The sequence below is a fragment of the Bacillus sp. AFS059628 genome, from assembly GCF_002571225.1.
Taxonomy (GTDB): Bacteria; Bacillota; Bacilli; order Bacillales; family Bacillaceae_G; genus Bacillus_A.
In genome coordinates this window covers 1-20,494 of record NZ_NVEC01000001.1, presented here as the reverse complement: position 1 = coordinate 20,494, position 20,494 = coordinate 1, and the positions used below count along the sequence as shown (strand labels likewise).

General features: G+C 33.7%; 20 protein-coding genes. 16 read left to right on the top strand and 4 right to left on the bottom strand.

The annotated features are described in order from the left end of the window. Window positions 1–129 precede the first annotated feature (129 nt). The 4 genes from COL05_RS00105 to COL05_RS00090 all read left to right on the top strand — a co-directional run bounded on the left by COL05_RS00105 (window position 130) and on the right by COL05_RS00090 (window position 6,901). Window positions 130–3,465, top strand: a complete 3,336-nt coding sequence (locus COL05_RS00105; protein WP_098667162.1) for an isopeptide-forming domain-containing fimbrial protein — start codon at window positions 130–132, stop codon at window positions 3,463–3,465. A gap of 40 nt (window positions 3,466–3,505) precedes the next feature. Continuing rightward, window positions 3,506–5,167 carry a SpaH/EbpB family LPXTG-anchored major pilin gene (locus tag COL05_RS00100; protein WP_098667161.1) on the top strand — a complete coding sequence of 554 codons (1,662 nt, stop codon included), beginning with the start codon at window positions 3,506–3,508 and terminating at the stop codon, window positions 5,165–5,167. A 90-nt stretch (window positions 5,168–5,257) separates the two neighbouring features. Further along, window positions 5,258–6,058, top strand: coding sequence for a class C sortase (locus tag COL05_RS00095; protein ID WP_098667160.1), 801 nt, complete (start codon window positions 5,258–5,260; stop codon window positions 6,056–6,058). Window positions 6,059–6,079: 21 nt separating this feature from the next. After that, window positions 6,080–6,901 (top strand): class C sortase, encoded by an 822-nt coding sequence (locus COL05_RS00090; RefSeq protein ID WP_098667159.1) that lies wholly within the window; start codon window positions 6,080–6,082, stop codon window positions 6,899–6,901. A 54-nt stretch (window positions 6,902–6,955) separates the two neighbouring features. Here the strand turns inward: COL05_RS00090 and COL05_RS00085 are convergent, their stop codons facing one another. Together COL05_RS00085 and COL05_RS00080 are read right to left on the bottom strand one after the other, a co-directional pair. Next, window positions 6,956–7,135 (bottom strand): H-type small acid-soluble spore protein, encoded by a 180-nt coding sequence (locus COL05_RS00085; RefSeq protein ID WP_098667158.1) that lies wholly within the window; start codon window positions 7,133–7,135, stop codon window positions 6,956–6,958. Between the two features lie 66 nt (window positions 7,136–7,201). Further along, a complete protein-coding gene (locus tag COL05_RS00080) occupies window positions 7,202–8,416 on the bottom strand; it encodes a helix-turn-helix domain-containing protein (protein WP_098667157.1) in 1,215 nt (404 codons plus the stop codon). 118 nt (window positions 8,417–8,534) lie between these two features. On the opposite strand from COL05_RS00080, the gene COL05_RS00075 reads away from it, so the two are divergent. Then, entirely contained in the window at window positions 8,535–9,803 is a 1,269-nt protein-coding gene (locus COL05_RS00075) for an MFS transporter (protein WP_098667156.1), read from the top strand. 97 nt (window positions 9,804–9,900) lie between these two features. Further along, the gene (locus COL05_RS00070; RefSeq protein ID WP_098667155.1) at window positions 9,901–10,425 is read left to right on the top strand and encodes a COG3014 family protein; all 525 of its coding nucleotides are present in this window, start codon (window positions 9,901–9,903) and stop codon (window positions 10,423–10,425) included. Between the two features lie 40 nt (window positions 10,426–10,465). On the opposite strand, the gene COL05_RS00065 is transcribed toward COL05_RS00070, so the two are convergent. After that, the gene (locus COL05_RS00065) at window positions 10,466–11,359 is read right to left on the bottom strand and encodes a LysR family transcriptional regulator (protein ID WP_098667154.1); all 894 of its coding nucleotides are present in this window, start codon (window positions 11,357–11,359) and stop codon (window positions 10,466–10,468) included. A gap of 162 nt (window positions 11,360–11,521) precedes the next feature. On the opposite strand from COL05_RS00065, the gene COL05_RS00060 reads away from it, so the two are divergent. The 5 genes from COL05_RS00060 to COL05_RS00040 are packed head-to-tail and all read left to right on the top strand — an operon-like array spanning window position 11,522 to window position 17,313. Next, window positions 11,522–12,514: an ABC transporter ATP-binding protein gene (locus tag COL05_RS00060; protein WP_098667153.1), complete on the top strand. Its 993-nt coding sequence runs from the start codon at window positions 11,522–11,524 to the stop codon at window positions 12,512–12,514. Next, complete coding sequence (locus COL05_RS00055) at window positions 12,492–13,517, top strand: ABC transporter substrate-binding protein (protein WP_098667152.1); 1,026 nt, start codon at window positions 12,492–12,494, stop codon at window positions 13,515–13,517. The genes COL05_RS00060 and COL05_RS00055 overlap by 23 nt, the downstream gene beginning before the upstream one ends. Window positions 13,518–13,529: 12 nt before the next feature. Further along, window positions 13,530–15,200 (top strand): ABC transporter permease, encoded by a 1,671-nt coding sequence (locus tag COL05_RS00050; RefSeq protein WP_098667151.1) that lies wholly within the window; start codon window positions 13,530–13,532, stop codon window positions 15,198–15,200. After that, entirely contained in the window at window positions 15,197–16,459 is a 1,263-nt protein-coding gene (locus COL05_RS00045) for an MBL fold metallo-hydrolase (RefSeq protein WP_142337292.1), read from the top strand. Before COL05_RS00050 ends, COL05_RS00045 begins: the two co-directional genes overlap by 4 nt. A 20-nt stretch (window positions 16,460–16,479) precedes the next feature. After that, a complete protein-coding gene (locus tag COL05_RS00040) occupies window positions 16,480–17,313 on the top strand; it encodes a hypothetical protein (RefSeq protein WP_098667149.1) in 834 nt (277 codons plus the stop codon). A 48-nt stretch (window positions 17,314–17,361) separates the two neighbouring features. On the opposite strand, the gene COL05_RS00035 is transcribed toward COL05_RS00040, so the two are convergent. Continuing rightward, entirely contained in the window at window positions 17,362–17,784 is a 423-nt protein-coding gene (locus tag COL05_RS00035; RefSeq protein WP_098667148.1) for a YfmQ family protein, read from the bottom strand. Window positions 17,785–17,825: 41 nt separating this feature from the next. Between COL05_RS00035 and COL05_RS00030 the strand changes: the two genes are divergently transcribed. The 5 genes from COL05_RS00030 to COL05_RS00010 all read left to right on the top strand — a co-directional run. After that, the gene (locus COL05_RS00030) at window positions 17,826–17,942 is read left to right on the top strand and encodes a hypothetical protein (RefSeq protein ID WP_033671625.1); all 117 of its coding nucleotides are present in this window, start codon (window positions 17,826–17,828) and stop codon (window positions 17,940–17,942) included. A 65-nt stretch (window positions 17,943–18,007) separates the two neighbouring features. Beyond that, window positions 18,008–18,169 (top strand): hypothetical protein, encoded by a 162-nt coding sequence (locus COL05_RS00025; protein ID WP_000108701.1) that lies wholly within the window; start codon window positions 18,008–18,010, stop codon window positions 18,167–18,169. A 161-nt stretch (window positions 18,170–18,330) separates the two neighbouring features. Continuing rightward, window positions 18,331–18,966, top strand: coding sequence for a cupin domain-containing protein (locus COL05_RS00020; protein WP_098667147.1), 636 nt, complete (start codon window positions 18,331–18,333; stop codon window positions 18,964–18,966). A gap of 97 nt (window positions 18,967–19,063) precedes the next feature. Then, window positions 19,064–20,155 (top strand): serine hydrolase, encoded by a 1,092-nt coding sequence (locus COL05_RS00015; RefSeq protein WP_098667146.1) that lies wholly within the window; start codon window positions 19,064–19,066, stop codon window positions 20,153–20,155. A gap of 50 nt (window positions 20,156–20,205) precedes the next feature. Continuing rightward, on the top strand, window positions 20,206–20,494 hold a 289-nt coding region (locus COL05_RS00010), incomplete at its 3' end, for a DUF3885 domain-containing protein (protein ID WP_483861161.1).

Sequence of the window (20,494 nt, the reverse complement as noted above, 5' to 3'; positions counted from 1 at the left end):
TATATAAATGTTTAAAATAGAAAAAAATCACATATTTTGTTAACGAAATATGTGATTTATATTAGAATAATACGTATAATATATATTAATATAATATGTTAATGAATTTTATTGAAGGAGGTGACCTCTTTGCACAGTAGGATCAAAGAAAATGAAAAAGTATTAAACGTATTTGTAGTTGTTATGAGTTTATTCTTGCTATTATCTCAATTGCAATTTTTAAGTCCAATTAATACAGCAACGGCAGCAGTTACAGATGAAGAAGGTTTTGATAAACCAACCTATCAATCTATTCATAAAGGTGAGATGTATTCGACCGGTAATGTGAATTTAGGTATTAAAGCTACTGAAGCTCAGAAGAAAACAGCATTGTATTCAGATATAACGAATATTGCGTCTACAGCACCGAATGGCTATACCCGTGAACTCATTGATATAGATGATGATCCAACAACTACAAATTCATCTAAGGCATATATTCCCGTTCCAGAAGATGCTGAAATTGAATGGGCCGGATTATATTGGAGTTCGACACGTTATGAATTAACGCAGCAACAGTATGTATCACCAATTAAGTTTACTACTCCAACAGGCAAGAGCTTTCAAGTAAAACCAAGTAATACGTATTACGGAAGTGGCTTACTTTATGGTTTTGGTATTGATGGTACCTATTATTCTAACTATGCAGATGTTACAAAGCTTTTACAGTCCTCTAATTCAAAAGGAGGAAGCTATACCTTAGCAAATATTCCTTATCCAAATACAAAACTTGCCTATAATTATGGATATTATTCATTTGCTGGTTGGTACATGTTAGTTATTACAAAAGATAAGTCAAAAACAAGAAAAGCATTTACTGTTTATGATGGTGGATTGAAAAGAGCTACTGGATCTGGTGAAAAAGAATTTAAAGTGAAAAACTTTATTGCTTCGAAAACTGGAGATTTAGATCCGAAAGTTTCTGTTTTCGCTGTCCAAGGTGATAGATATTGGCAAGGTGATAAACTGTTTGTTCACACAGATAATGCTTGGAAAGAAATTAATGATAAGCTCAATCCAACTGGTAATATATTCAATTCCACTATTTCTGAATATGAGGAACATATGCGAGATAAGTATCCGGGTACATTTAACCCAGATTATAAAAATAATTTGGGGGTTGATGCGGATTTAATCAAGTTACCAGCAGGATATATTAAACCAGCGCAAAAGGAAATACGCTTAAAAGCTGCGACAGCTGGTGATGACTACGTATTAAACACATTAGCTTTTGCAGTAAATGCAACAGCGCCAGAGCTTGTCATCGATAAGGAAGTAGTAGATGCAAAAGAAAAGTATGAGCCAGGTGATGAAGTTACATATCGTTTAAGGGTGAAAAACATTGAACCGAATTCGAGTTCTGTTGATACAAAAATTGAAGATGTTTTAGATTCGCGTCTAGAATTTGTACCAAATTCGGTAAAAATCATTTCTGGTCCTAATGCTGGAAATGAAACAGAACAAGTTGACTATGATGCAAAGACAAGAAAGTTAACAATAAGAATTGGTGAAGGAGCAAATGCTACAAAAGGTGGAATCTATACGGATAAAACACCTGAGACAACAATTGAATTTAAAGCAAAATTAAGGGGAGAAAAGGTAGAAACAGAAGTCCCTAATATCGCTGTTGTTCAAGGGGTTGATGAGTTAACAGGAAGTCAGGTTGAGGCTAACGATTCTAATAAAGTAGTAGTTAAAGTATTACCCGAACGAGAAGAGAAACCCGGGAAGCTAGTAGCTACTAAACTAGCTAAAGATATAAACGGTGGTACGCTGAAAGTTGGCGACAGACTAGAATATACAATTCATGCTAAAAATAGTGTGCCAGATTCTATCTTAAAGGCAGTTAAAATTACGGATAACCTTCCTGAAGGAGTAGAGTATGTTCCGAACACGTTAAAGATAAACGGAAAGGAACAAACGGATGTTGAAGATGAAGATTATGCACATTATGCACATATAAAAGATGGAACGATTTATGCTCATTTCGGCGATCTTAAAGGTGAGGAAGAGAAAGCAATCACGTTTGAAGTTGTTGTAAAACCAGAGCTGGCAAATAAGAAAATAAAAAACATAGCAATAGTTGAGACCGATAGTTCGAAAGATAAGGAGAAACCAGAAGTTGAAACACTGGTTGACCCGTTGTCTGGACAACTAGAGTCGAAAAAAGAGATTGTTGGTATAAAGCAAGAAAAATTTCATGTTAATGATGAATTTGAGTATCAAATTAAAGCCCGAAATAAAGTGGAAAATGGGCTTATTAAAGATATGCGTCTAACGGATAAACTTCCTGAAGGTATTGAGTATATAGCTGGTAGTATGAAATTGAATGGGAATGTATTGACAGATGCAGTTGACGAAGATGAAGGATCGTATGAGGATAACACGATCAAAGTAAACTTTGGGGACGTGCTTGATACAGAAGAAAGAATTGTAACTTTTAAAGTGAAAGTTACGCAAGACGCATTAAAAACGAAAGAAATTGAGAACATAGCGGTTGTTGAGGGGAAAACACCAGATAATGAGGATTTACCACCACAAAAACCGAATGTAAAAACAAATGTAGAAGCAAAGGAACCACAAGTAAGAAAGATGGTTTCGGACGCTGATGAAAAAGAAGTGGAAAAAGCGACATTACAAAGTATAGATGAAGAGTTTACATGGCATGTAAACTATCATTTTGGTAATGATGTTATGAACCTTGAAAAAGTAGTATTGCAGGATGACTTAGAAGATATTTTAACTATCTTGCAAGTAAAACTTGTAAACAGTTATGGAGAAGAAATAGAAGTTAAACCGCAAATTGATGAACAATTAAAGAAAGTAAGTATTGAGTTACCGAAGCCGGACGGAAATTATGCTTATCTTGCGAATCAATTGTATACAATGCATATTAAGTCAAGATTAAGCGCTAATGTAAATGCAGATATACTAACGAAATACAATGCGAATGATGGTATTCCAAATAAAGCAGAGTTACTGTTTGACCAGAAGAAATTCGTATCAAATGAAGTGTTTGTAGTACCGCCAGCATTAGGGAAATTTGAGATTGAAAAAGTAGATGCGAATGATGAAAATCTCAAATTGGAAGGCGCAGTATTTGAAGTGATTAGTAAAGATGGAAGTATAGTATGTAAATTAACAACTGATAAAGATGGTTTGGCAACTTCTATTCCATTAATCGTTGGCAAATATACATTAAAAGAAGTACAAGCACCAAAAGGATATATGTTGATGAGAGAGCCAGTAGAAATAGAAGTGAAATCTGGAATGGATTCACAAAAAATAAGAGTAGTAAATAAAAAGAGTGAATTTGTTATTCCAGAGACTGGTGGAATAGGGACAATAATTTATTATGTAATTGGTGGAATATTGATGTTTGTTACATTGTTTCTCTTTGTTAGAAAGAGAAATAATGAGAGATAGAAATAACAAAAGTAACACAAACAATAGGGAGTGGACAACAATGAAAAGGGTTTTTAGTTTATTTTTAATCTGTATGTTAGCTTTTTCAACGTTATCTAACATGGCTGTTAGTGCGGAATCTAGAAGTACAGGTACGTTAACGATTCATAAGTATGAGCAAAGTAAAGGTTCTAAAACAACTACAGAAGGCAATGGAAAAGAAGGACAAACTGTTCCAGAAGATGCAAAACCTTTAGAAGGTGTAACTTTTGAAATTAAACGGATTGAGTCATTTGAAAAAAATTCAAATGATGGAACTGTTATAAAAGAAGAAGCAAAGCCAGTAAAAAATGCTGCAATTACAAAGGTAACAAATGCAAAAGGGGAAGCTGTTTTTACAGATCTTCCACTAGGACGTTATGAAGTAAAAGCTATTAAAGGTCCAGAACATATTGCTTTGGATACGACTACTTTTATTGTCGATATTCCAATGACAAGTACAGACGGTAAAGATTTAAATTACGATGTTCATATTTACCCTAAAAATGAAACAAAAAGAGGTTCAGTAGAATTCGTAAAAATAGGTGAAGCTGGTAAAGTGTTAAAAGATGCAGAATTCCATTTATTTAAAAAGAATAAAGATGGAACAAGCACACAAGTGAAGACACCGAGTTCATTAGTAACAGGGGAAGATGGTAAAGTTCGTGTAGATTCTCTAGAATACGGGGATTATTATTATTTTATTGAGCATAAGGCTCCAAACGGTTATATAACTAGTAAAGAAGAGCGTCCTTTCTCTATTAAGGAGTCTGGTGAAGTAGTTAAGTTAGAAGATATAAAGAACTATAAAGAACCTACTATTACTAAAAGTATAAATAACGGTTCAAAAGTAGCTGGAATAAATAAAGAGACAGATTATACGTATGATATCAAAACATTACTTCCAGAAGATATTAAATTATATAAAAAATATGTCGTAACAGATATTTTAGATGATCGTTTGGAAATAAAAGGCCAACCAATTGTTATGGTTGATGGAAAGAAAGTGGAAGATGGTAGTGTAAAAGTAGTTGTAGAAGGTCAAAAAGTAACCGCTACAATTGAAGATTTTTCAAAAATTAATGGAAAAGAGCTTCATTTGCAAATTACTGCACAAATTAAAGGAGATACTCAAGCTGGAATAGAAATTCCAAATAAAGCAGTACTAGATTTTGTAAACAAAGATGATGTTTCATCAGAAAAAGATGGAAAGCCATCTAATGAAGTAGTGGTTACACCAACTATGGGAAATATTAAAATTGAAAAAGTAGATGGCAAGAATAAGAATTTGAAATTAGAAGGTGCAAGATTCGAATTACGAGATAAAAAGGGAAATGTTGTAGTAGTAAACAAAAAGAAAATGGATGATATCACGGATGCAAATGGTATGATTACATGGAATGAAATCCCATATGGTGAATATCAAATTGTTGAAACGGTAGCACCAAAGTATAAAGATGAAGACGGTGCAGTAGAGCAATATCAAAAATTAAGAGATCCAATTGATATTAAAATTGATAAAGATCATAAAGTAATTGATTTACAAGTTGAGAACAATAAGAGCGGATGGATTATCCCAGCAACAGGTGGTATGGGGACAATTCTCTTTACAGTAGTAGGTCTTATGCTAATGATGACAGCAATGTTTATTTTCTTTAGAAAGAAACCTGAAAAGAATTCTTAATGAATATATTCATAATATTTTAGTATGGAAAAGAGGAAAGGGATATGCTTTCCTCTTTTCCACATTTTATCCATAGTGAAAGAGGCTGTTATGAAACGAAATATAATTTTTGGAAGTATTTTTTTACTAGGATTAAGTATATTTCTCTATCCAACTGTAAGTAATTGGTTTGCGACAAGAACTCACTATTCAGAAGTAAGTACGTATGATGAAGCGGTAAAGAGGTTGGAGCAGGAAGAGATTGATCGTAAAGAAACAGAAGCAAGCGAGTATAATAAGAAGATTCAAAATACGACGCAAACATTTTCAGATCCTTTTCGTGAACAGGATGGTGAACATAAAGGTTCGACCGTAGATATGTTAAATATTGGTGATGTTATGGGACATATAGAAATTCCGAAAATAGATGTGAACCTTCCAATTTATCAAGGGACGACAGAAGAAGTGTTAAGCCGTGGAATTGGACAGTTGGATGAAACTTCATTACCAGTAGGGGGAGAAAGTACGCATACAGTTTTAACGGGGCATCGCGGTTTACCTTCATCACTCATGTTTACTCATTTAGATAAAATGGTAAAGGAAGATATATTTTATATTCATACATTAGATAAAGTACTTGCCTATCAAGTAGATCAAATAAAAGTTGTATTACCAAATGAAACGGAAGATTTATTAGTTGTACAAGGAGAAGATTATGCAACGTTAATTACATGCACCCCTTATGGAGTAAATACGCATAGACTATTAGTGAGAGGACACCGTGTACCATATGATGCTGGAGAAAAAGAAATGATTACAAAACCTTTCATTTTAGAAGATTGGATGATTGTTGTCCCTATTGTTCTGATTTGTATGATCCTTCTAATCATTTACTTAAAAAAACGAAAATAATATGTATTGTGTGGTGAGTGTGTGAGAAGGGGCTTAATAAGTTTAATATTGTTCCTTACAGGGTTATCTCTATTTCTATATCCATTGGTTGCTAATTATATAAATAATTATGTATATAAAACAAGAGTAATTCATTATGAAAAGATGGTCGATAATTTAAAAGTAGAAGATGTTAATGAGAAATTTCGGAAGATGGAAACATATAATCGTTTGTTAGGAAAAACTACTTTCAAAATGAATGATCCATTTGTTCATGATACTGAAGTAGATAATGAGCAGTTAGACTTTGTAAACAAAAACGAGATGTTTGGTACAATTTCAATTCCAAAAATAAATGAGGAGTTGCCAATTTACTTAGGTGCAAATCAAGAAAACTTAAGTAAAGGAATAGGCCAAATTGAAGGGACTTCTTTACCAATTGGTGGGAAAGATACACATACTGTATTGGCAGGGCACCGAGGTTATCATGGTGCGAAGATGTTTCGGCACCTGGATCAATTGGCTGATGGCGATATATTCTATGTCAATGTACTTGGAGAGCAACTTGTTTATAAAGTAAGTGGACGTGAAATCATTAATCCAAATCAAGTTGAGAAATTGAGTGTAACAAAAGGACAAGATAGAGTTACATTACTCACATGTGAGCCATATACATCTAATAAATATCGGTTGTTAATATATGGCGAGAGGGTAGAAACAAATCAAACTGAACATGATGCCAAAAGTGTAGTAGAAGTTAGAGGGCATGAAACAAGGAATTTATTTGAGGAATTGGCATTTGGTATAGTGGGTCTCATTGTAATTTGTATAGGATTGTACGGTTTATTAAAAAAGAAAAACTAGTGATGAAATATATAATGTAAGAAAAATGCCACTTCAAAATCGAAGTGGCATTTTTTATATTTCCTCTAAGCTATTAACTGGAACCGTTAATTCGCGTTCTGGATTTTTTACTTCATATATGCGGGCGGTTTCGTTGCTTTCATCGACGTGTTGAATGGTAACAGGCATGCCTTGAAAACTGACATTCGCTTGTTCAGATGACACAGAAAGCTCTTTTGCACGTTGAATATTCATTTATATTCCTCCCATCATTATTATCTTTGCTAAAAAAGAGGAATAATATACCATTTCGAGACATTCTTAAAGTTTTTGTATTATTTGTAATGTTTCTTTAATAAAAGAAGAGAAAATAGAGTCAGGATACGATTGTATCGTTTCGTTTGCTTTTGTTGCTTCTTCAAGAGCTCTTTTTTTATCATTCAGTTTAACGTAACAAAGTGCACGATATGCACCAGCTGTTGTAAGCCACGCTTGATCCAGTGGATGGTTCATATAATCCGGTATAAAAGCACGTTGCAACGCTTGTAAAGCTTCTTCGTAACGTTTTAATCCGTATAAAGCTTTTCCTTTTTCAAGATAATACAATCCGTCGTCTTGAAAAATGGGCTGATCTTTTAGTTTTTCTCGAAATTGTTCTAGATGTTTTAATGCGATTGTATATTCATTAGTAATCGTGTTGTAGTAGTAAGCTTTTAAAATGTCAATTATCGCAATGGATAGAGTATCTTCTGTAAAAATGGCAAATTGCTCAGATTTTTTTATGTAATATAAATAACGCTCTTTATCAACTGTAATCACTTTTTGGTAAGATAAAATACGGTAAAATTCATCTGTTTTATAATACACTTGATGTTTTTTTGAAAATGCGAGTGCTTCTAATATCGTTTCTTCACATTTTTCATAATCGCCACATGCTAGTAATATGATGGCTTCATATAAACATAATTCAATATGTATAATAAGATCCATTTCTAAATGTTTCTTTTCATAATCATTTCTAATATTAGATATAAGTTGTAAACATTCTGCATATTTTTTACGTGTGAATATCGCAAAAGATAATTTTAATTTTGTTTCCGTACTGTCGCGGTATAACTTATATTTTTCGAAAATAGAAACAGCTTTTTCTACGTAAGATTCAATGTTGTAATCTTTCATAATCGCCGCAGCAGTTACGAATTGTTTGTATATACGAGCTGTATTTAAAGTAGAAGGGAGCTCTTTTTGAACGATAGGAAGTAAAGTCTCATACACTTCATCACATTTGTTTTCCTTTATGAGTTGCTCCATTTTTGTAATGAGTTCAACAATTTCTCTATCATCATCTTCTAATAAAAAACTCGCTTCACATTCTAGTTTTTCAGCGATATATTGCAATGTTTTCATGGAAGGTGTAGCTTTTCCATTTTCAATTTGACTAAGCATGCTTTTTGTTAGTTCAGAACCTGCCAGTTCAGTTTGCGTAAGCTTTTTTTCCTTACGTAACGCTTTAATTTTTTCGCCGAGAGTTGCCATATTATTGCTCCTTTATAATTGAAAAGTTAAATTATATTTAACTTTTTGTTGTAAAAATTGGAAAGTTGATTATATAATAAGTTTAACACAATTTAACTTTTAAGGGGAGAAATTCGCTATGGGAGATATAAGTATAGGGCAACATGATACAAGAATGAAAATTGCAACGAGAAATATTATTTTAATGATGATTGGAAAAATGACGTCTTTATTGGGCGCAGGTATTTATACATTCGCAATGGGGTTATACGTATTAAAGACAACTGGTTCAGGAATGGGTTTTGCAACTACGCTCGTTTGCGGATCACTTCCAAGGATGATCTGTGGACCAATTGCTGGTGCTGTAGCTGACCGTGTGAATCGAAAGTGGCTTGTTATTGGCACTGATTTATTAAGTAGTTTAACGATGCTTATTATGTTTATTCTTGCTACTATGTTTGGACCATCACTTCTTTTTATTTATGTTTCAGCAGCATTATTATCAATTTGTGCCAGTTTTTATTCAGTTGCATTAACTTCGTCTATTCCGAGTTTAGTAAATGAGGAACGTATTCAAAAAGCGAGTGCTTTAAATCAAACGGCAGCTTCTTTATCAAATATTTTAGGGCCGATTATTGGCGGAGTTGTATTTGGATTCTTTTCTATTCAGTCGTTCTTTTTATTAAATAGTATTACGTTCTTTTTAGCGGTTGTTTTGCAATTATTTATCGTATTTGATTTATATAAAAAAGAAATGGTTGAAAGTAAAGAGCATTTCTTGACGAGTATAAAAGAAGGTTTTTCATATGTAAAACGACAACATGAAATATATGGTTTAATGAAAATAGCACTGTGGGTAAACTTTTTTGCGTGTGGGTTAACCGTTGCGCTTCCATACATTATCGTTCATACATTGCATTTATCTTCAAAGCAACTCGGTACTGTAGAAGGAATGTTAGCGGTCGGGATGTTAATAGGTGCGATTGCTTTATCAGTACGTAAAGAAGTGAATAATCCGTTTCGTTCTATTTATACAGGACTGTTTTTGTTTGCGGGTTTAAGTTTATGTACAGTCTTTCCATTGTTAGTTAACATTCCAAAAGTAGCAAGTTTTATTTACTATATTGCTTTTATGATGTTAACTGGTATAGCAATTATGATTGTAAATATTCCGATGCAAGTACATATGCAAAAAACGACAGAGCCGAGCTACTTAGGGCGTGTGTTTGGCCTACTTGAAACAATTGCTACTGCAATCGCGCCACTCGGTATGATTGTATATGGGTTATTATTAGATATGTTGCCAACTAGCATTGTGATGATGACGATAGGCGGAGGATTATTGTTAGTTGTATTAGTTGGAGTAAAGCAACATATGTCGAAAAAACAAGTAGATGTGTCGGTTTGAAAATAATAAAAATGACCAAATTAGTATTTTAGTTTTTGAAACTCTTTTTCATGTATGTTACAGTAAAGTGAGCAGGCAAAGAAAAGGAGAAAACATCATGAAAAAATTAAGTTTTATTATGCTTTTTCTGTTAGTCGTGATGGCTGGGTGTAGTAATTATGACACATATATTGAAACAGGTATGCAATCATTGAAAGATGAAAAATATAGTGATGCAACAATGTGGTTTGAAAAAGCGGAAAAAGAAAAATCAGGAAATGAAGCGAAATCATATAAAGAAATGGCCGAGAAAATGGATCATGGAGCAACTGCATTAAAAGACGGTAAGTATTTAGAAGCGAAAGACATTGCAAATGAAGTGTTACAAATGAAAAAAGACGATGCGCTTGCAACAGCTGTAACATCAAATGCAGAGAATATGCTTCAAAAAGCAAAAGATGTAGAAAAGAAAGTGAATGAAAGAGTAGCCAAGCGGAGAAAAGTAGAAGAAGAAGGAATCGATAAACTTATTAAAGCTGTCGATAGTATAGATGATGTGAAAGAAAAAGAGAAAAAAGTTTCAGAAGCATTAGATAAGGCTGAAGAGGCGCAAGCAAAAATTGAAGCGAAGAAAAATAAATAGAGTTATAGTTTAAAAGGCTGTCGTATATAACGACAGCCTTTTAATTTTTTGTTGCATAAGAAGTGATGTTATGAAGTAAGAAAGAAATAATTTTAGAATTCCATCTGTCTTCATGATGAATCGTATAAATGTTACGTTGAAACTCAAATCCAGGGATGGGTATATAGCATAGTTCATTTCGGTGTACTTCTTGTTCAATAGCGAGTTTAGAAATAAAAGCCACTCCATTACCATATTTTAAAATTTGTTTCATCGTTTCTAATGAATCTAATTCAATTTCAGATTGGAATGTAATGTTATGAGCTAACATCCATTTTGTAAGTAAATCTCTCGTAGTAGATGGATTACGATGTAGTAATATTCGTTCCTTTTCGATATCTTGTAATGATACATTTTCTTTTTTTGAAAAATGATGTTCTTTGGAGAAAGCAAGAACAAGTGTATCAGGCATTACATTCGTCTGTTTTAAAAGTGATTCATCAAACGGTGCTGCGGAAATTACACCGAGATCAATTTCATGATTTTGTAGCATCGTTCGAATTTCAGGAGCTGTTTTTACCATAAGTGTTATTTTTATATTTGGAAATTTACATTGAAATTGATAAACGATTTCTGGTAAAAGATAAGTCGCTGGTACATAGCTAGCGCCAATTGTTATAGCGCCTTTATGAAAATCTTTAAACTCTTGCGTGACCCGTCTAGCCTCTTTCATAAGTGCATCTATTTTACAGGCATAATGATGCAGTGCCTCTCCAGCCTCCGTTAAGAAATATCTTCCAGAACGTAATTCAAATAAAGGTACACCTAGTTCCTCTTCTAAGCTTTTTATATGGAATGTAATAGTAGGTTGTTTAACACCAAGTTTTTCTGCAACAATCGTAAGTTTTTTGTATTTCTTAATAAGCACTACAATTTCTAATTTTAAGAGATTCATTAGGAGTTGCCGCCTTTTTTATTTTAACTATAGAAAAAATCTATAGAAATAAATAGTTTATTAGAAGTTTTTTAATTTAATCTTTACAGTACATTAACATTCAGTATAAGTCTTCCAGATAGAATGAAAGCAGGTTAAGAGTGAGGGGAGAGAGGTGATACGATGGATATTAAAATTCATGGATTAGAAAAGAACTTTGGAAAAACAAAGGCGTTAAAACCGTTACAAATTGTTATGAAACAAGGTGAATTCACCACACTTTTAGGACCTTCGGGATGCGGGAAAACGACTTTACTTAGAATGATTGCAGGACTTGAAGAGCCAGATAAAGGTGAAATATATTTTGGGGATAAGTGCATGTATTCTTCTACTAAAAGAATTAAAACATCTCCTCATGAACGTAATATCGGCATGGTATTTCAAGATTTTGCTTTATGGCCGCATATGACTGTATTTGAAAATGTTGCATTTAGTTTAAGAGCTACAAAGCAAACGAATCAATTACGGGAAAAAGTAGAAGATGCAATAAAGCGAGTTCGCTTGCAAGGGATGGAGAAAAGATATCCGCATGAACTCTCTGGTGGACAGCAGCAACGTGTCGCATTTGCGAGAGCAATTGTAACCAAACCGAATTTTATTTTGTTTGATGAACCGCTGAGTGCACTCGATGCAATTTTGCGAGAAGAAATGCGATTAGAGCTTATGGATATCGTTCATTCAATTGGTTTAACGGCATTGTATGTCACTCATGATCAAACAGAAGCGATGTCAATGTCAGATCAAATTATTGTTATGAAACAAGGAGAAGTATTACAAAAAGGAAAACCAGAAGACATTTATGTGAAGCCATCTCATGAATTTGTTGCAAAATTTGTTGGTAAGGCAAATTGGCTTGTAGAGGGGAAACAAATGGTTCGTCCAGAGCATGTGAGCTGGACAAAAAATGAAGTGTGCGAAATGTATACAGGTGAAATACAACACGTTACATATGTAGGAGAACGGTATGAAATGAAAGTAAACATGGGTGCACTCGGGATATGGACAGCTTATCACAATAGTAAATTCAGCATCGGTAAACCAGTATCGTTATATGTGCCAAAAAAATGTATTCATCATATAGGGGGAGAATCGTATGAAGAAATTCTGTTCGCTTAAGTCTTTATTTGTATGTACTTTATTATTTTCTGCTGTAGTAACAGGGTGTAGTTCAAAGACAGGTAGTGCAGATGCCAAAAATAAAAACACAAATGAGAAGAAAATTGTTGTATATAGTGCAGGACCAAAAGGATTAGCAGAAAAAATTCAAAAGGACTTTGAAAAGAAAACGGGTATAAAGGTGGAAATGTTTCAAGGAACAACTGGTAAGATTTTAGCGCGAATGGAAGCCGAAAAGAAAAAGCCAGTCGTGGATGTAGTCGTACTTGCATCTTTACCAGCGATGGAAGGGTTAAAAAAGGATGGACAAACGTTAGCGTATAAAGAAGCGAAACAAGCTGATAAGCTTCGTTCTGAATGGTCGGACGATAAAGGACATTATTTTGGATATAGTGCTTCAGCGTTAGGGATTGTGTATAACACAAAAAATGTGAAGACAGCGCCTGAAGATTGGAGTGATATAACAAAAGGGGAATGGAAAGGAAAAGTGAACCTTCCAGATCCAGCGCTTTCAGGATCAGCTTTAGACTTTGTAACAGGATATGTGAAAAAGAATGGAAAAGATGGATGGAATTTATTCGAACAGCTTAAGAAAAATGAAGTTACAGTAGCAGGGGCAAATCAAGAAGCGTTAGATCCGGTTGTAACAGGTGCAAAAGACATGGTCATTGCGGGCGTTGATTATATGACGTACAGTGCAAAAGCAAAGGGTGAACCGGTTGATATTGTTTATCCAAAAAGCGGAACAGTTATTAGCCCGCGTGCAGCAGGTATTATGAAGGATAGTAAAAATGTAGAAGGTGCAAAAGAGTTTATTGATTATTTATTATCAGATGATGTGCAAAAACAAGTTGCTAAAGCGTACTTATTACCAGGCAGAACAGATATAAAAGCGGAAAATAGACCAAATGTTGAAGAGATTCCGGTATTACATATTGATTGGAAAACAGTTGAAAAAGAACAAGATGAAATAGGAAAACAATTTAAGAAAGTATTTCAATAAGATGGTGATTACATGGTAAATCGATTCGTATCAGTAAGACAAGTTGGAATGACAGTAGCGTTGTTACTTGTGGCGATGTTAATCGTTATTCCGCTTTTCCTCATTTTATTTTCTAGTATATATGAAAATAGTAGTTGGAATTTTTTAAAGCCTTTTGAAGTGATGCAGGGCGGTGGATTAGCTGGGATTTTTCTAAACTCAATGCTTTTAGGCGTACTCGTTGTAATAGGAGCAACCATATTTGCATTTCCATTAGCGTTCATTATGAGCAAAACAGATGTTGGAAAGTATAGTAAGTTAGATATTATTTTTATGATTCCATTTATGACACCTCCATATATTGGATCGATGGGCTGGATTTTGTTCATGCAACCGAACGGGTATTTCGAACAGTTTTTCCCGATGCTAAAGACGATTTCATCTTCATTTTTTAGTTTAGGTGGCATGGTTTTAATTATGAGTCTTCATTTATTCCCATTCCTTTACTTCATGTTGAAGAATACATTACTTCAAATTGGGAGTAGTAAAGAAGAAGCTGCAGCAGTCCATGGTGGAAGCTTTTCCTATCGTTTAAGAAAAATAATATTGCCGTTATTAGTATCAAGTTATGTAATGGGTGCTTTACTTATTTTCGTAAAGACGATTGCTGAATTTGGAACACCGGCTACATTCGGACGGAGAATCGGATTTCATGTGTTAACATCAGAGATTCATAAATTTATTTCGAGTTGGCCGATTGATTTTAGTAGTGCAACAGCATTATCTTCTTTATTGCTTAGTGCATGTATGCTCATTTGGTATATGCAAAATGTATTAAATCGAAGGTATTCATATGCAATGGTTAGTGGAAAAGGTGTGAAATCTAAAAGATATACATTGTCTATATTTACGCGCATTGTAGCATGGGTTTATGTAATTGGTTTATTAATTGTATCAATTGGAATCCCTTATTTTTCTATACTTATTGCATCATTATCGAAATTAAGAGGCGGGGGTCTTCAGTTTAACAACTTTACAACGAGCCATTATGAAGCATTGTTTACAATTGGCTCTCCAGGATTAGAAGCTTTATGGAACAGTTTTCTTTTTTCACTTATAACAGCGATTATTGCTGTTATGATTGGCGTCTTTTTGGCGCTTATGATTCGAAAGGGGAAAAAGTCCTCTGAAAAATGGCTGGATATGTGCGGGATGTTACCGAACATGGTACCAGGAATCGTAATGGTTGTGGGGCTTATTTTATTTTGGAATTCACCCTATATGCCCCTGTCAATTTACAATACACCAGTCATGGTTATCGTAACGTACGTCGTTCTTTTTTTACCTTATACAGTGCAGTATGTAAAAGCATCGCTCGGGCAAATTGATGATTCTCTCGTGCAGGCAGGAAGTATTTTTTCTGGAAATTATATTTATATTTTTAGAAAAATAATATTACCTCTTATTATCCCGGGTATTCTTGCTGGATGGGCGATGACATTTACAATCTCGATAAGAGAGTTAGTAGCATCACTTCTCGTACTACCTCCATCAGTAGAAACGTCAGCAACATTTATTTTTGCTCAATTTGAACAAGGAGAAGTATCTATTGGAATGGCGATGGCTGTCGTTTCAGTTGGACTTACAACAATATGTTTATTACTTCTACAACATATGGAGCAAAAACGAAAAGGGGTAGCATGATGAGGATAGAGGTATGGGGAGGAGCGGGGGAATATGGTCGTTCCTGCTACTTTGTAAAAAATAAAGAGACGAAAATAGTATTTGATTGTGGCATTAATCGATCATATGAGGATAGTTATCCGAAAATAGATAGGGAAGTTGTACCGTTTTTAGATGCAGTATTTTTATCACATATTCATGAAGATCATACGATGGGGTTACCTTTATTAGCGAAGTATGGATATAAGAAAAAAATTTGGACGACTCGTTATACGAAGGAGCAACTTCCTGCTTATTATGAAAAATGGAGAAACTACAATTTGGCGCAAGGATGGCATGTACCTTATACCGACCAAAATGTTAAAGATTTAAATTATGTATATATTGATGAGATTAGCAATCCGAATGAATGGATACAGATTACCCCTACATTGCGTTTTCAATGGGGGTATAGTGGGCATGTATTAGGCGCTGTTTGGTTTTTAGTGGATATGAGTCATACATATGTATTTTATTCTGGCGATTATTCAGCAGAGTCTAACATATTGCGAGCTAATTTACCTGAGAAATTGCGTGGCGATATAAAAGTTGCAATTGTAGATGCCGCTTATCATACTGATGATGTTTCGCAACATGAACGAGTAAATGAACTATGTACAGAAATTGAACGAGCTGTGGGGAATAAAGGGATAGCATTACTACCATTGCCACCCCTTGGTAGGGCGCAAGATATCGTATTGTATTTATATGAAAAATATAAAGCATTTCCCATTATAGTAGATCAAGAAATTTTGGATGGATTTCAACAGATGTTCGTATATAAAGATTGGATCAAAAATAATGAAGAACTTGAAGAGCTTATGGAGAGTTTAAAAAGAAACATAATAGTTATGGATCATGACAGCCGTACGCAAAATAGTTATGGAATAGTTGTAATGAGTGATGCGAATATGCAAACGAAGCGAGCGCAGTTATATTATGAACAACTCCGGTATGAAAAGCGAAATTCCATTATCTTTACTGGACAAATTGCGAAAGGGAGTTTTGCAGAAAAAGTTTTGAAAGAACGTGTAGATAAGGAATGTAGGGTGAAGCGAGTACCGTATAAAGTTCACCAAAGTATAAGAGATGTGAAAGAGATGTTAAATACATTATTACCAGAACATACGGTGTTAGTACACGCTTTGAAAGAGGATACGGATCGATTACAGAAAAAGCTTAGCACGGCAGGGTATGAAAATGTATATTCACTTACTATGGAACGTATAGAAGTCATTTGAAATGTAAAGGGGATAGGTATATGAAAAAAGTATTTGTATTCGTAAGCATTTTCTTTTGTTGTTTCCTTTATAACGTTAAGGAAGGGTTTGCTGCCAGTCCAATGACACCTAGTTTTGAAGTGAAGTTATTATTAAAACCAGAACAAGTATTAGGTTATAACAAAGAGATAAATCAAGAGGTACTAGAATATTTCCAGGCTGGTACCAATTCTGAAAGAATACAAGTGCAATTTTTAGATACGGTAAATAAAAATTTAAGTAAGGAAGGTTGGTTTGCCAGAATTCGAAAGAAAGAATTTAGTAAAGATTTTGAGCTAACATATAAAAAAAGATATCCTATTCCAAACGGTGTAATTCAAGATGCACTAGAAGTAGCTAAAAATGATGGATTTGATAGTAAAACCGATAACTATGATGCGGAAATAGATTGGGGATTTGAGAAGAAAACGTTAAGTATTTCAAATAAGAAAAGCTACAGTGCGAAAGGATATGGAGTACTTGATTTACCAAACGAACGAGCTGCTCAAAACATGTTAATAGAAAAGTTGCCAGGGAAAATGAACAAATGGTTGTATACGAATTGGGGAGAAGAAATGCTCAAAAATTCTTGTATTTATGGGCCTGTATTAATGAAAAGGTATACAGCTGAATTTGAAAATATTAAAACGAATATTGAAGTTTGGCCATTAAGTCATACAGGGAAAATCGAAGATGATTTCGTAATAGAAGTGTCGTTTAAAACAAAGGAGGAAAGTATTGCAAAAGAACAAAGAGAATTATTAATACAGAGCTTGGATCAAAAAGGATGGCTGTTACCGAAAGATAGTTTGAAGACAGAGCTTATTTTTCAGTGAATCGTAAAAAGGAATCCATATGCCATGGATTCCTTTTATATATGAGCACTAAGCTAAATCAGCTGATACGAACATATCATTGTTTTGGAGGTTTTTAGAGCGTAAACTATAAGCAACGACCTTCTTTTTATGTTGCTTTACAACATCAACATGCTCTTCATGACTATAAATATAAAATGTAAAATCTTTTTTGCCACGTTTTGCATTGATAATTAAAGGCGTACCCTCATTGTGTGGTGGTGCGTAATAGCGATCTAAAAATAAACCTTCGTTAAAATCATGAATAATTTTGGATTTTTGTTCGCCTTCTAAGTTATTTCCATTGATTGTAACAGTCGCATTCCCTTCTTCAAGCTGTGGGTGTGTTTCGTACTTACTAATAATGGATTCAATAACAGTGTTAGGAAGGCTCGAAACGATAATTTTAAATGCTCCAAATACAACTAACATAACAATAAACCAAGTCGTCATAGTATATCATCCCCTTTATTCTATTTAATAATATAACTCATATGGTAATAGTACATATGGTGAAGTTTTGTATAATTTGTGAAAAATATGCCGTTTTTACGAACGAAATATTAGAAAAATCAATTTTGTTACAAAAAGTTGAAATCGAAGTATTTTAAAAGAAAAAGGTTTATAATAAAAATATAACTAATAACCACATTACTAATTATAAGGAAGTGTAACTATGAGTACTGTAGCAATCGTGTATGGTATTATTCTTTCCACAATTATTGTTTTGTTTTTCGTTGGGGTTTCACGTTATATTCATAAATGGAAAGAAGGCGTTGCGAAATTAAATCACATTGAAGAAGAACTTAGTGATTTAATGTTACATCATGGTAAGTAAAAAGTTTATTTTTAGCTAAATAATGTGAAGAATATCACAAAACATGCTCTCATCATGAAGGCATGTTTTTTTGTTATGTGAATGATTAGGCACATTCATACGTTTTTTTCATACGATACAGTGTGAAAGTAGAAATGTTCGGAGTGGAAAAGAGGGATAAAATGAGTAGTTCAGGTTATGTTCCAGATAATAAAAATTTAAAGAAAAGCTCAGGAACTCCAAATCTTTTCTTTGATTCGAGAAAAAATGTCTTTTTCAAAAGGGATGAGAAAAACGTTGCATATGAAGTTACGTCAACACAGTTACCAGCGATGATAGGAGGAGCATTTGTTGATTTGTTTATGACAAAAGGGCATATGCGGGAACCACATTGGCACCCGAATGCGTGGGAATTAGATGTTGTTGTATCAGGAGAAGCAATTACATCCATTTTAAATCCCGAAACGAATCAATTGCAAAATTATCATGTAAAAGCGGGGCAAACTGTCTTTATTCCAATGGGATGGTGGCATTGGATCACAGCGGTAACAGAAGAAGTACACTTACATTTGTTCTTCAATAACGATCAGTTTGAAACAGCAGAAGGATCAGACATACTTAGATTAACACCGTCAGAAGTATTTCAAGCTGCATACGGTGTGAGTGCAGAAAAATTAGGAAAGGACCTTTCGCCAATTAAGGAGTCAGTTGTCATTGGTCCCCCTAACTTAAATCGACTAAAAGGTGCTAAAGAAAGTGGCGACTCAAATATAGTCGTTACGTTAAATGGACATATAACATCATGTGAAATAGAGTAACTCTTTCTTTTTTAGGAAGAGTTACTCTGTTTTGTATAATTTTGTAATTATATTCATTATAATCATATAGAAGGGAATTTAGTAAAGGGGGCATATTGTGAACATATTAAAGATTATAGGAATTGTTGCAGGAGTCATTATAGTAGCCGTTATAGCTTTCTTTGTTATTATGAAGTACTATTTGTCAAAAGAAGATCCGAATTACGTATTAAAGTACATAAAAGAACATAAAGACGATGAAACATGTTCATTATTTATTAAAAGAAATGGAGAAGTAATAACTTCTATAAATGAAAATAAAAAATTGCCATTAGCGAGTATGGCAAAAATCGTAATAGCAGTTGAGTTTGCTAAGCAAGTGTCAGAAGGAAAAATAAGTCGTGATGAACAAATTTCATTGCAGGAGCTAGAAAAATATTATGTTAAAAACACTGACGGTGGAGCGCATCCTGATTGGTTAGAAGATGCCAAAACGAGAGAATTAGTGAAAAATGGACAAATTGCTTTAGAAGAAGTCGCTAAAGGAATGATTCATTATAGTTCTAATGCAAATACAACATATTTGCTAGATAAGCTTGGAATAGAAAGGGTAAATGACAGTTTAAAAGAATTAGAACTTACTAGTCATGACAAGTTCACTTCATATACTGCTTCACTATATATGAGAGGGTATGTAGAAAAAGAGCTTCATGAGCCAGAAAATCAATCGTTAGAAATGATACGTAACATGTCAAAGGATGAGTATAATAAACATGTGTTACAAATTCATGAATGGATGAAAGACGAAGAAGAATGGAAAAAACGGGATATCCCATTAAAGGTAGATATGGAATTTCAGCGAATTTGGTCAGATCGATTAGTAGGTGCAAACGCTAAAGATTATATGAGTATAATGGAAAAGATAAATAGTAGAAAGCATTTTCCAAAACCAATGCAAGAAGAAATCGAGAACATTTTCAAAGGAACAGTTAAAAATAGTAAGTTCGAATATGCTGGTCAAAAAGGTGGTTCTACCGCATTCGTATTGACAAAAAGCTTGTATACTACAGATAAGAAAGGGAATAAAGTAGAAGTTGTCATTATGTTTAACGAGATAGAAGATCAAGTTGCATATCAAAAGCTGAGAAATAATGTAGATTATTTTATTCGAGACATTATAACAAGTGAGGAATTCAAAAATAAATTATAATAGAATAATTTTATTATGTAAACAAGATGCTATTAAAGGTAGGTGTTGAGATGAGGGTGAACGAGTATATGCTTAAAACGTTTCCAAATTTAGAACTTAGACCACCTCTATTTTATAATGGGGATATTGGTATTCGCTTTAGATTAGGTGTGAACTATGATTGCAATAACATTTATGAAAACTGCCCATATTTAGAAGGCGTTTATAATAGAGTCATTACTTTATTTCAGTCTTTACATGCAACAGAAGATGATATTTATCCCACTTTAATGGGCAGTAAGACCCCCATCTCAAAATTAAGCGAAAGCAAAGAAGTTAGGTGGGGGATTAACTGCCCAT

Excerpts from the sequence above, each read along its gene's own strand:
- COL05_RS00030 (WP_033671625.1), top strand. The coding sequence starts at position 17,826 with ATGGTAATAGTACATATGGTGAAGTTTTGTATAATTTGTGAAAAATAT.
- COL05_RS00055 (WP_098667152.1), top strand. The coding sequence starts at position 12,492 with ATGAAGAAATTCTGTTCGCTTAAGTCTTTATTTGTATGTACTTTATTA.
- COL05_RS00020 (WP_098667147.1), top strand. The coding sequence starts at position 18,331 with ATGAGTAGTTCAGGTTATGTTCCAGATAATAAAAATTTAAAGAAAAGC.
- COL05_RS00095 (WP_098667160.1), top strand. The coding sequence starts at position 5,258 with ATGAAACGAAATATAATTTTTGGAAGTATTTTTTTACTAGGATTAAGT.
- COL05_RS00080 (WP_098667157.1), bottom strand. The coding sequence starts at position 8,416 with ATGGCAACTCTCGGCGAAAAAATTAAAGCGTTACGTAAGGAAAAAAAG.
- COL05_RS00035 (WP_098667148.1), bottom strand. The coding sequence starts at position 17,784 with ATGACGACTTGGTTTATTGTTATGTTAGTTGTATTTGGAGCATTTAAA.
- COL05_RS00075 (WP_098667156.1), top strand. The coding sequence starts at position 8,535 with ATGGGAGATATAAGTATAGGGCAACATGATACAAGAATGAAAATTGCA.
- COL05_RS00025 (WP_000108701.1), top strand. The coding sequence starts at position 18,008 with ATGAGTACTGTAGCAATCGTGTATGGTATTATTCTTTCCACAATTATT.
- COL05_RS00085 (WP_098667158.1), bottom strand. The coding sequence starts at position 7,135 with ATGAATATTCAACGTGCAAAAGAGCTTTCTGTGTCATCTGAACAAGCG.
- COL05_RS00050 (WP_098667151.1), top strand. The coding sequence starts at position 13,530 with ATGGTAAATCGATTCGTATCAGTAAGACAAGTTGGAATGACAGTAGCG.
- COL05_RS00040 (WP_098667149.1), top strand. The coding sequence starts at position 16,480 with ATGAAAAAAGTATTTGTATTCGTAAGCATTTTCTTTTGTTGTTTCCTT.
- COL05_RS00065 (WP_098667154.1), bottom strand. The coding sequence starts at position 11,359 with ATGAATCTCTTAAAATTAGAAATTGTAGTGCTTATTAAGAAATACAAA.
- COL05_RS00070 (WP_098667155.1), top strand. The coding sequence starts at position 9,901 with ATGAAAAAATTAAGTTTTATTATGCTTTTTCTGTTAGTCGTGATGGCT.
- COL05_RS00045 (WP_142337292.1), top strand. The coding sequence starts at position 15,197 with ATGATGAGGATAGAGGTATGGGGAGGAGCGGGGGAATATGGTCGTTCC.
- COL05_RS00060 (WP_098667153.1), top strand. The coding sequence starts at position 11,522 with ATGGATATTAAAATTCATGGATTAGAAAAGAACTTTGGAAAAACAAAG.
- COL05_RS00100 (WP_098667161.1), top strand. The coding sequence starts at position 3,506 with ATGAAAAGGGTTTTTAGTTTATTTTTAATCTGTATGTTAGCTTTTTCA.